This is a genomic window from Variovorax sp. YR752 (genome assembly GCF_943372545.1).
The window spans coordinates 1-10,013 of sequence record NZ_CALRZC010000274.1 but is presented as its reverse complement, the minus strand read 5'-3'; the positions used below and the strand labels follow the sequence as shown (position 1 = coordinate 10,013).

9 protein-coding genes are annotated in these 10,013 nt (G+C 70.8%); 5 read left to right on the top strand and 4 right to left on the bottom strand.

Going from position 1 to position 10,013, the window contains the following annotated elements; genetic code table 11:
* The coding region (locus tag AAG801_RS36665; RefSeq protein WP_341892849.1) for a hypothetical protein at nucleotides 1-2,062 on the bottom strand (2,062 nt) is incomplete at its 3' end.
* Between the two features lie 136 nt (nucleotides 2,063-2,198).
* Nucleotides 2,199-2,645, bottom strand: coding sequence for a copper chaperone PCu(A)C (locus AAG801_RS36660; RefSeq protein ID WP_341892848.1), 447 nt, complete (start codon nucleotides 2,643-2,645; stop codon nucleotides 2,199-2,201).
* A gap of 121 nt (nucleotides 2,646-2,766) precedes the next feature.
* On the opposite strand from AAG801_RS36660, the gene AAG801_RS36655 reads away from it, so the two are divergent.
* The 5 genes from AAG801_RS36655 to AAG801_RS36635 all read left to right on the top strand — a co-directional run bounded on the left by AAG801_RS36655 (nucleotide 2,767) and on the right by AAG801_RS36635 (nucleotide 7,729).
* Nucleotides 2,767-3,390: a putative 2OG-Fe(II) oxygenase gene (locus AAG801_RS36655; protein ID WP_341892847.1), complete on the top strand. Its 624-nt coding sequence runs from the start codon at nucleotides 2,767-2,769 to the stop codon at nucleotides 3,388-3,390.
* On the top strand, nucleotides 3,383-5,983 hold the full coding sequence (locus tag AAG801_RS36650; protein ID WP_341892846.1) for a fused MFS/spermidine synthase: 2,601 nt from the start codon (nucleotides 3,383-3,385) through the stop codon (nucleotides 5,981-5,983). Before AAG801_RS36655 ends, AAG801_RS36650 begins: the two co-directional genes overlap by 8 nt.
* Entirely contained in the window at nucleotides 5,980-6,792 is an 813-nt protein-coding gene (locus AAG801_RS36645) for a hypothetical protein (protein WP_341892845.1), read from the top strand. Before AAG801_RS36650 ends, AAG801_RS36645 begins: the two co-directional genes overlap by 4 nt.
* 124 nt (nucleotides 6,793-6,916) lie before the next feature.
* Nucleotides 6,917-7,399 (top strand): histidine phosphatase family protein, encoded by a 483-nt coding sequence (locus AAG801_RS36640; RefSeq protein WP_341892844.1) that lies wholly within the window; start codon nucleotides 6,917-6,919, stop codon nucleotides 7,397-7,399.
* Nucleotides 7,400-7,585: 186 nt separating this feature from the next.
* Entirely contained in the window at nucleotides 7,586-7,729 is a 144-nt protein-coding gene (locus AAG801_RS36635; protein ID WP_341892843.1) for a DUF2934 domain-containing protein, read from the top strand.
* 163 nt (nucleotides 7,730-7,892) lie between these two features.
* Here the strand turns inward: AAG801_RS36635 and AAG801_RS36630 are convergent, their stop codons facing one another.
* Both AAG801_RS36630 and AAG801_RS36625 read right to left on the bottom strand, forming a co-directional pair.
* The gene (locus AAG801_RS36630) at nucleotides 7,893-8,750 is read right to left on the bottom strand and encodes a universal stress protein (RefSeq protein WP_341892842.1); all 858 of its coding nucleotides are present in this window, start codon (nucleotides 8,748-8,750) and stop codon (nucleotides 7,893-7,895) included.
* 11 nt (nucleotides 8,751-8,761) lie between these two features.
* The gene (locus AAG801_RS36625; protein ID WP_341892841.1) at nucleotides 8,762-10,012 is read right to left on the bottom strand and encodes a SulP family inorganic anion transporter; all 1,251 of its coding nucleotides are present in this window, start codon (nucleotides 10,010-10,012) and stop codon (nucleotides 8,762-8,764) included.
* Nucleotide 10,013 lies beyond the last annotated feature (1 nt).

The window sequence follows — 10,013 nt, the reverse complement described above, 5'->3', positions numbered from 1 at the left end:
GGTCGGACAGCGGGTTGCCGGCCACGTCGGTCTCGTAGGGCACGGCCGGCGGCATGTTGGTGCCGCGCAGGCGCACGTACTGCGAGGCCTTCACGCCGCGCAGGCGGAAGCTCATCGTCTTGAACTCGCGGTCATGGTGCAGCGAACGCCAGCCCTTGCTGCCGAAGGTCTTGATGACCTTGGCCGTCTCGTTCTTCGCCGCCGCCGGCACGCCGGCCAGCGAGCGCAGCTGCTGCGGGTTGGCCATGTCGACCCAGTCGTCCGGCCACGCACCGGCGTAGTCGGCCGAGCCCGGCGCCCTGTAGCCGCTGACCATGCCGCCGATCACGTCGATGTGGTCGAGCACCGGCTCGTCCAGCGGCTGTGTGATGCCGACCTGCAGCAGCGACGGGTTCGGGAAGCTGTAGGGCGAGTAGCTCTTGCCCTTCGGGTCGCGCACCGCGATGGCGACGATGATGTCCGAGCCCGCCTTGACCTCGAGCTTCTCGCCCATCGTCGCGCAATGGCGCAGGTCGATGTCGGTGTTCTGCTTGGCAGACGCGAGCGCCAGCGCCTCGACGGCCGCCTCGCCGATCGACTCGAGGTAGCGCCCGGAACGGTCGGCCACACGCGGCGGCACCGCACACGCGACGAAGGCCAGGCGGTCGATCAGCTGGCCGCTGTCGACCCAGTTGTTGCCGCTGCGCAGGCCGTCGACGATCATCTGCGGGCTGACGTGGCGCTTGTCGGTGCGGCCGTGGCGCACCATGGTGTAGTTGCGCTGGTACTCGCCGGGCCAGAAGTCGTTGTCGCTGCGGCGGTCGTCGACGCTGAAGGCGCCGCGCGAGTGCCAGTCGGAGCTGGCGAAGAACCACCAGTTGCGGCCCTCGCCGAGCAGGGCGTCCCACACGCCGCCGACCTGTCCGGCGTAGACGCCGGTGCCGCCGAAGGTGGTGCCGCCGACCGAGTCGTAGCGCACGCTGCCGATGGCGTTGCGGCGCAGGTTGTACTCGCCGCGGCGGTCCGAGGCGCCGTGGCCCGGCTGGCTCTCGAAGCCGAACGCGACACGCGGGCCGGCGTTGTTGAAGTTGCGCAGGTGCTCGACGTTGAAGCCGTTGTTGCCGGCTGGGTTGAACGGGCCGGCGCGCTCCAGGTGGGCCGGCACGTAGTAGCTGCCCTCGCCGTGGAAGGCGGCCATCCACTTGATCGATTCGACGGTCTTCAGGTGGCCGTTCTCGCCGTTGGCGCCGTTGAGCTTGGCACCGGCGACGTTCCAGTCCGGGTTGCTGCCGTTGGCACTGCCCGGCACCGAGCAGTCCCAGTTGTTGCCCACGCCGGTGTTGACGTTGCCCGGCTGCGTCGTGGTGTTGCCGCGGCTGGTGTCGCTGTTGCCGCGGTCGAAGCAGTACTGCCACTGGGCCAGTGCGTTCGCGTTGCCCAGCGGCGTGTAGCCGGCGGAGGTCGGCAGCTTCTGCTTGTAGATGGCCGCCGGCATCTGGCCGGTGATCACGCCCATCGAGGTGTGCTCGTGACCGGCCACCACCGACTCGACACCCATGAACAGCGGCTCGTTGCGGTAGGCCGCCAGGTACTCCAGCAGCGGGTACTGGTAGGTCTGCACCGCCTCCCAGCGCCACATGTTCTGCGTCGCGCCCGAGCCGGACAGGTTGCCCTTGGGCGGCACCGAGGGATTGGTGTTGACCCAGGTCGTCGTCGGGCCCTGCAGCGTCGTGCCGTCGGCGGCGTAGACCAGCGGGTAGGCCGGCGTCGCCAGGCTGGCGTCTTCCGCCAGCGTGCAGTTGCGGTTGCCGGTGCCGCCGTGGCCGGCCTGCACGAACCAGTCCAGGCCCCAGGGCGTGGCCTCGCTGCGGTCCATCGACTTCTTCACCTTCTTCTGCAGCGACACGGCACCGTCCGAGCAGGTGCTGTGGTTGTGGAAGTCGCCGGCCAGGTAGGTGCCGCGGTCGTTGCGCCTGTCGCCGTGGCTGTCGCCGCCGGCCTGTGCGATCGGGGCAGTCGCTGCCATGCCGAGTGTGGCGACGACCGCGATCGCGATCGGGCTCTTCCTGAAGTCGAGTCTCATGGGGGCTCCTGAAGGTGTGTCGTTTCTGTGTGTGTGGTCGCTCGGGAGCCGCTGCGCCTGCGCGCCTGCCCCGCTTCGACCGATGCTAGGAAGCGCCGATGACCGTCGCGTGACGGCCGTGCGGATCCAGCGTGGTTCAGCGAAAGCGCGCGAAGTCGACGTTGAGCGTGGCGATCACCAGGCCCGCGCGCTCGAAGCCGAGGTTGAGCGGGTAGGTGCGGCCGACCTCGAGCGGGTGCTTGAGCCCGACCAGTCGCACGAAGCTGCCGTGCTCGCCGAGCGCCGACGACTGCCCGGCCGGGATCGCGAAATTCACCTCCCGGCCTGCGCTCAGGCCCCCCATCTCCGCGCCCTCGGCAACCGGCGTCTCGACGGCGATCAGCCGGTCGTCGACGAGCACCTCGTCGAAGCCCATGCACAGCACCGCCGTCGTCGCGCCGGGCGCGGTGGCGCGGGTCCAGGGGTGCGTGATGCGCAGGCCGTCAGCGAAGTACTCACAGGCACGCGCCTGTGGCAAGGCCAGCGAGGCGCACAGCGCAAGACCGGTACGCAGCACGCTGCGGCGAGGGAACGGATGGGCCATGGATGGACGGCGGGAGCGACGGTGACGGCGGACGCTAGACACCATCGATGAAGGCTTGATGACGGCCGCGGCCGCCTCTCGGGATTCGCTGCGGCCGTGGCCCGCACCGGAGAATCGCCGCATGAGCGAAGTCTTCGGCCTGTTCCCCACGCCCTTCATGCGCGTTCCGTCCGTGCTGAGCGCGAGCCTGGTCCGCGGACTGGTCGAGCACTTCAGCGAGCGCGCCGACCGCGACAACAGTTCCTCGCCGAACCTCAGCCACACCGCGATGCTCGGCCCGGCGGACAGCCCGCTGCTGGTGGAAGTCGCCGCGCTGGTCACGCCGCGGCTGGCCGAGTTCGGCGAGCTGCTGTTCGGCGAGCGGCTCGGCTGGTCGATCAAGGAGATGTGGGTCAACCTGCTCGACACCGGCGGGCGCCAGGCGATGCACAACCACGCCAACAGCTTCATCTCCGGCGTGCTCTACCTGACCGAGACGCACCCGGACTCGCGCACGGTGTTCATGAAGTCGCCCGGTGGCGTCGAGTTCTCGTTCAAGAACGACCATGCCGGCGTCGTCACCGGCCCCTACAACGCCGACAAGTGGATCAGCCCGCAGCCGCAGCCGGGCGACCTGGCGCTGTTCCCGAGCTACCTGATGCACGCGGTGCCGCTGAACCCCGGCGCGCGCCGCATCACGCTGGCCCTCAATGCCATTCCCACGCACATCGACTCCTGGGGCTACCGGATCCGCTTCGGTGGCTGAGCCGGCGCTGCTTCAGGGTGCGGCCCGCCCGGCCCATCCAGCCGGCGCGCTGCTGCTGATGCTGCTGTCGGGCTTCGCCGCCCTCGCCTACCAGGTCGTCTGGACACAGCAGGGCACGGTCTGGCTCGGCCACGAGGCGGGCGCCGTGCTGGCGGTGATCGGCGCCTTCTTCGGCGGCCTCGCGCTGGGCTCCTTCGTGCTCGGCAGGCAGGTCGAGGCCAGCGCCAGGCCGGTGCGCTGGTATGCAGTCTGCGAACTGGTCATCGGCGCCTGGAGCCTGGCCCTGGTGCTGTTGATGGCACCGGTCGGCGAGGCGCTGCTGGGGCTGATCGGCGAACGCCCGTCGCCGGCCTGGCAATGGACCGTTGCCTTCATCGGCAGCTTCGTGCTGCTGCTGCCCGCCACGGCCGCGATGGGTGCGACGCTGCCGGCGATGGAGCGCGTGCTGGCCGCGGGCCGCCGGCCGGGTGCGTCGCTCGCGGCGCTGTATGCGGGCAACACGCTCGGTGCCGTGCTGGGCGTGCTCGCCGCGGCGTTCTGGCTGGTGCCCACCTACGGGCTGACGCGCACCGCGCTGCTGTGCGCCGCGCTCAACCTGGTGTGTGCGGCCTCGACACCGTGGCTGTTCCGGTCCGTGCCGCGCCGCCAGAGGGTCGCCGACGCGCAAGCGTGCGCCGGCGCGCCCGGGTTGCTGCCGATGCTCGCTGCCACCGGGTTGCTGGGCATCGGCTACGAGGTGCTGATGGTGCGCGTGCTGCGACAGTTCGCCGAGAACACCGTCTACACCTTCGCGCTGCTGCTGGCTGTCTATCTGGTCGGCACCGCGCTCGGCGCGGCGGCCTACCAGCGTGGCTGGGCCGGGCGCGGCGAGCCGCAGCGTGTGCGCGAGCGACTGATCGGCGCGCTCGCCGCAGCCTGCCTGCTCGGCGTGACCAGCCTGTGGGCGGCCGAGCCGCTCAAGCACGCCGTGCTCGACGTCACCGCGGCGGGCATGCCCGCGGCGCTGGCCGCCGAGGCGCTGATGGCCCTGCTCGGATTCGGGCCGCCGACCGTGCTGATGGGCGCCCTGTTCAGCCACCTGGCGACCGAGGCCGTGCAGTCGGGCATCGGCTTCGGCCGCGCGCTGGCGGTCAACACGCTCGGCGCTGCCTTCGCGCCGCTGCTGTTCGGCCTGCTGCTCGCGCCGGCCTTCGGTGCCAAGGCGGCGCTGCTGGTGGTGGTGGCCGGCTACCTGCTGCTCGCGCTGCGGCGGCCGCGCCCGGCGCTGCCGTGGAGCGCGACGGCTGCCGCAGCACTGGCCATGGCGCTGTGGGCACCAGCGCTGGTGTTCGTCGACCTGCCCGAGGGCGCTCGCATCGTCAGCTATCGCGACGGTGCGCTGGGCGCGGTCAGCGTCGTCGAGGATGCACAGGGCGTGTCGCGCCTGCGCATCGACAACCGCCAGCAGGAGGGCAGCAGCGCGACGCTGTTCGCCGACGCGCGCCAGGCGCTGCTGCCGCTGCTGCTGCATCCGGCGCCGCGCCGTGCACTGTTCCTCGGCCTGGGCACCGGCGTCACCGCCGGCTCGGCGGCACAGGACCGGCGACTGCAGGTCGAAGCCGTCGAACTGCTGCCCGAGGTGATAGCCGCCTCGGCGCACTTCACGCACGAACTCGGCGCCGCCGCCGCACCGACGCTGATCGCCGCCGATGCGCGCCGCTTCGTGCGCGCCACGTCACGGCGCTACGACCTGATCGTCGCCGACAACTTCCACCCGGCACGCAGCGGCTCGGCGGCGCTGTACACCGTCGAGCACTTCCAGGCCGTGCGCGCGCGGCTGGCCGACGGCGGCGTGTTCTGCCAGTGGCTGCCGCTGCACCAGCTCGATCTCGAGACGCTGCGCAGCATCGTCGCCGCGTTCGTGCTCGCCTACCCCGAGGGCTGGGCGATGCTTGCCACGCACAGCCTGGAGACGCCGGTGCTCGGGCTGGTCGCGCGCGCCAACGGCCAGCGCTTCGACCCGGCCGTGCTGCGCGGCCGCCTCGCCGACCACGGCATGCCGCGCGCGCCGGTCGAGTTCGGCCTGCCCGACGAACTCGCACTGCTCGGCAGCTTCGTCGCCGGCCCGCGCGCGCTGGCCCGGTTTGCCGGCGATGCGCCAGTCAACCGCGACGACCACCCGCTGGTGGCCTACCGAGCACCGCGCATCACCTACGCACCCGATTCGGCACCGAAGGTGCGGCTGTTCGCGCTGCTCGACCAGTTCCAGCTTGCGCCCGACGAGTTGCTGGCAGCGCCGGCCGATGCAGCATGGTCCGGACGCCTGGCCGCCTACTGGCAGGCGCGCGACCGCTACCTGCTCGCCGGCCGTTCGGTGCGACCGAGCGGCGACGTGAATCGCATGCTGGCGCAGGTGCGTGAGCCGCTGCTGGCCGTGCTGCACACCAGCCCCGACTTCCGCCCGGCCTACGACCCCTTGCTGCAGATGGCCGTCGCGCTGGCACGCACCGACGCTGGCGCAGCACGCGCGCTGCTCGCCGAGCTGGCGCGCGCCCAGCCGGCGCGCAGCGACGCGCCGAGCGCCCTGGCGCAGCTCGAGCGGAGCGCACCGTGACTGACCGCGGCGGCGCGGCCGGCGAACCGCTGCTGGCCGACACGCTCGCGCCGGCCGAGGCCGAGGCCGACCGGCACTTTGGTGACGGGCCGGTGCCCGCATGGCGGCCGTCCGGACGCGCGGCATGGCGCACGCCATCCCGGCGCATCGGGCTGGCACTGGCCGCTGCGGCACTGGTGGCCACCGGCGCCGCGGCCGTGGCACGCTGGATGCCTGACGGCCCGGCGCCGGCGGCCGCGCCCGTGCCGCCCGGGTACGGCGACTCCGGCATGTCGCCGCGGCCCGCTCCGACGCCACTGCCGCCGGAGCCGGCCGACGACGACATGGGCGAGGCCACCGCCCCCCTGCCCCACTCGACGACGCCGGCCGCCACGATGCTGAACATCCGCCGGCACGGCCGCAGCTGGCACATCGACGCCACCGGCGTGTCGCGGCTGGCGGCTGCGCAGACCTTCGCGCAGCTCAGCGGCTCGCCGCTGCGGGGCAGCATCGAGGCCCTCGCCGGGTCGCGCCCGCTCGATCTCCACTGGCAGGGGCACGACCCGGCGCACGCCTGGCAGGCACTGCTGGGCAGCGAAGTCAGCTACGCGCTGCAGTGCGATGCGCACCGCTGCCAGGCCTGGATCGTTGCTGGCGGCTCGGCCGGGCCGCTCGTGCCGGGGCGCTCGGCACAGGTCATGGTCGCGATCGCGGCGCCGCCCGTCCCCGCCATCGCCCGCCCTGCGCCGACGCAGGTGGTCGCGGAGCCGATACCGGCCATGCCTCAGGCCGACAGCCCGGACCCGCACGTCGCCTCACACCACGACTGAGCGCGCACCAGCGACGCGACCGTCGTTTGCGGCAGATCAAGCCTGGATGCGGCAGCGCGATCGCGTGCAACACAAGCGTCATGCACGCATCGAATACTGCCCCCACAGGAACTCACCGCCCGCCATGAAGACACTGCTGCTGATGCGCCACGCCAGTTCCGGCTGGGACGAGATGTCGCTGGCTGATCGCGGCCGCCCGCTCGACGCGAAGGGTGAACGCGAGCTCGTGCGCATGGCACGGCGCTGCTCGGAACACGTGGTGCGCCCTGACCTGATCCTGTCGAGCCCGGCCGTGCGTGCGGTGACCACTGCACGCGCGCTGGCGGAACGATTCGGCCAGCGTGCCGACGACATCCGCATCGACGACCGGCTCTACTGCGGCTCGGCGCGTGTGCTGCTGGACATCGTGCAGGGCCTCGACGACCGGTTCGACCATGTCGCGATCGTCGGCCACAACCCGGAGCTCTCCGAGTTCGGCCACTACCTGGCGGCGAACATCGAGAGGTTGCCGACCTGCTCGATCGCCTCGCTCGCCTTCGACGCGCCCACCTGGCCCGAGGCAGTGCGTCGCAAGGCGATGTCGTCGGCGCTCGAGGCTCCGCAGTGAAGGGCGCGCTCGGAGGGCTGTCGGCGCAAACGGCGTGCAGCCCAACGCGCCACGGCACCCGGCCCGGCACGGCACGGCATGGCATCGAAGCTCACTGACATGATCAAAGACGAATCGCCTGAACCCTGCAGCGGCGATGCCTCGGGTAGGGGCACGCCAGTTCTCTGCGCTGCGCGCCGACGCACGATGATCGCGGAGGCCGCCTACTTCCGCGCGCAAGCGCGCGGCTTCGCACCAGGCGGCGAACTCGAGGACTGGCTCGAAGCCGAGTGGTCGCTCGACGAGTACCTCGCCGGGCGCGCGCTCGGAGCCCCCGACGCGGCAGACTGAACACGGACCGTCCGCTCTGGCCGACGCGCGAGGTCTGCAACGGCTCGGATGTGGCTGTCGGTTGCGCCGGCTCCAGCCACCGGCTGCGCGCATGCGGCTAGAAGGGTCACACCACGCGCCGGCGGCCATTGCGATCGGCTGTCGGACGGCGGCCGACCTGATCTCAGCGAAGGATCAGGACCGGCACGTTGCTCAGCCGCAGCAGGCTGGTCGTCGTGCTGCCAACCAGCAACTGGCGCAGCCGCGAGTGCCCGAAGGCCCCCATCACGAGCAGCGCTGGCGCATGGTGCCTGACGAGTTCGGGCAGCACCTGCTGGGGTTCACCCGCCACGAGCTCGGTCTCGACGACGACGCCGGCCGCCTGCAACGCGGCCTGCGCTTCCTTGAGCTGCCGGCGCGCCAGCGTCGTGTCTGGCGCGACCATGGCCACCAACACGGGCAATCCCGCCACCAGCGGGTGCTGCGCCAGACGCGCCAGCGCCCTGCGCGCCCCGGGGCTGCCATCAAAGGCCACGACGACACGCTGCGGTGCCTCGAACGCTTCGGCCGTGGCCACCAGCAGCGATGACGACACGCCACGAATGACCCGTTCGAGGTGGTGCTCCGTACGGATGCGTTCCTGCGCAGATGCGTGGTAGTGCTCGCCCAGCACGAAGAGGCCGGCGTCGGCCTGGAGCTCGATCGCCGTGTCGATGAAGTCGCCGTGGCGCAGTCGCGCATCCAGGTGTTCGACACCTGCTGCCGACGCCCGGCTGCGGGCATGACTCAGCAGTTCGCGGCCGGCCTCGCGCATGGCCACGCTGCGCTGCTCGTCCCGGCCGCTCAATTCCTTCAACAGCAACTCCTGGGCATCCACGCCGATGGCGCCGCTGAAGTCGGTGACGGCGGCCAATTCGGGGTGTCGCTCCAGCACGTGCAGGAACTCCAGGGGGCATTTCAGCCGGACCGCAGTCCAAGCCGCCCAGTCGATCACGGCATCGGTGTTGCCGCGGGTGTCGATGCAAGCAAGGATCTTGTTCATGTTCTTCCCCCTCAATGCATCAGCTGTTCGACGGCGCCCGGCTTGTCGTGCACAGCGAAGCGGTCGACCATGGTGGCACTGGCTTCGTTCAGACCGATGACCTCGACCTGCGCGCCTTCGCGCTTGAACTTCAGCACCACCTTGTCGAGCGCGCTGACCGCGGTGATGTCCCAGAAGTGGGCGCGGCTCACGTCGATCGTCACGCGGTCGATCACCTCCTTGAAGTCGAAGGCATTGATCAGCGTCTCGGCCGAGGCGAAGAACACCTGGCCCACCACGCCGTAGGTGCGGGTACGCCCGTCGTCGCTGAGGCTGCGGTCCACGCGCAGCACGCGGCCGACCTTGTGGGCGAAGAAGATGCCCGACAACAGCACGCCGACGAAGACACCCTTGGCCAGGTCGTGCGTTGCGACGGTGACGACCACGGTGGCGATCATCACGATGGACGAACTCGGCGGGTGCTCGCGCAGCTTGCGCACCGAGTCCCAGCTGAAGGTGCCGATGCTGACCATGATCATCACCGCCACCAGCGCAGCCATCGGAATCTTCGCCACCCAGTTTCCGAGGAAGACCACCAGGATCAGCAGGAACAGGCCCGCCACCAGCGTCGACAGCCGCCCGCGGCCACCCGACTTCACGTTGATCACGCTCTGGCCGATCATGGCGCAGCCGGCCATGCCACCGATGAAGCCGGTGGCGATGTTGGCCACGCCCTGGCCCACGCATTCGCGGTTCTTGTTGCTCGGGGTATCGGTCAACTCGTCGACGATCGATGCGGTCATCATCGACTCCAGCAGACCGACGATCGCCAGCGTCACCGAATACGGCGCGATGATCCTCAGCGTCTCCCAGTTCAAGGGCACGTCGGGCAGCAGGAAGACTGGCAGGCTGTCGGGCAGCTGGCCCATGTCGCCGACGGTGCGGATGTCCAGGCCCAGCGCCAGGCTCACCGCGGTCAGCACGACGATGGTCACCAGCGGCGACGGCACGGCCTTCGTCAGGTAGGGGAAGCCGTAGATGATGGCCAGGCCGGCGGCCGTCATCACATGGACCACCCAGCTCACGTTGGTGAGCTCGGGCAACTGCGCCAGGAAGATCAGGATGGCCAGCGCATTGACGAAGCCGGTGATGACCGAGCGCGAGACGAAGCGCATCAACGAGCCCAGACGCAGCAGGCCCGCCACGATCTGCAGCACGCCGGTCAGCACGGTGGCCGCGAGCAGGTACTGCAGGCCGTGCTCCTTGACCAGCAGCACCATCACC

Excerpts from the sequence above, each read along its gene's own strand:
- AAG801_RS36660 (WP_341892848.1), bottom strand. The coding sequence starts at position 2,645 with ATGGCCCATCCGTTCCCTCGCCGCAGCGTGCTGCGTACCGGTCTTGCG.
- AAG801_RS36655 (WP_341892847.1), top strand. The coding sequence starts at position 2,767 with ATGAGCGAAGTCTTCGGCCTGTTCCCCACGCCCTTCATGCGCGTTCCG.
- AAG801_RS36640 (WP_341892844.1), top strand. The coding sequence starts at position 6,917 with ATGAAGACACTGCTGCTGATGCGCCACGCCAGTTCCGGCTGGGACGAG.
- AAG801_RS36635 (WP_341892843.1), top strand. The coding sequence starts at position 7,586 with ATGATCGCGGAGGCCGCCTACTTCCGCGCGCAAGCGCGCGGCTTCGCA.
- AAG801_RS36630 (WP_341892842.1), bottom strand. The coding sequence starts at position 8,750 with ATGAACAAGATCCTTGCTTGCATCGACACCCGCGGCAACACCGATGCC.